Origin of the sequence: Acinetobacter sp. WCHAc060033, assembly GCF_004209125.1 — a bacterium.
In the GTDB taxonomy this organism is placed as follows: Bacteria; Pseudomonadota; Gammaproteobacteria; order Pseudomonadales; family Moraxellaceae; genus Acinetobacter; species Acinetobacter wuhouensis.
In genome coordinates this window covers 1-238 of the sequence record NZ_SGSW01000230.1, presented here as the reverse complement: position 1 = coordinate 238, position 238 = coordinate 1, and the positions used below count along the sequence as shown (strand labels likewise).

The window sequence follows — 238 nt, the reverse complement described above, 5'->3', positions numbered from 1 at the left end:
AGGTACCTAATCCTACGGTCGGAGTGGGCTATAGTCGTGAGCAGTCTGGCGTTGAAAACTTGATGAGTGTAACAGTTTCAATTCCACTAGCCAGTCGGCAAGTGCGGATAGCTTCTGGTATGGCCATGGCGGAAGCTCAAAAGGCCAATTTTGAGACCGGACGAGTAGAAAACCGTTTGCGCCAGGAAACGCAATACTGGTTCACGCAGATGGAGTCGGCAACTGTACGGAGTGAGTT

1 protein-coding gene is annotated in these 238 nt (G+C 50.8%); it reads left to right on the top strand.

Annotated elements, in window-relative coordinates:
* Positions 1–238 (top strand): TolC family protein (locus EXE10_RS22110; RefSeq protein ID WP_416346115.1); only part of this gene is annotated, 238 nt, incomplete at both ends.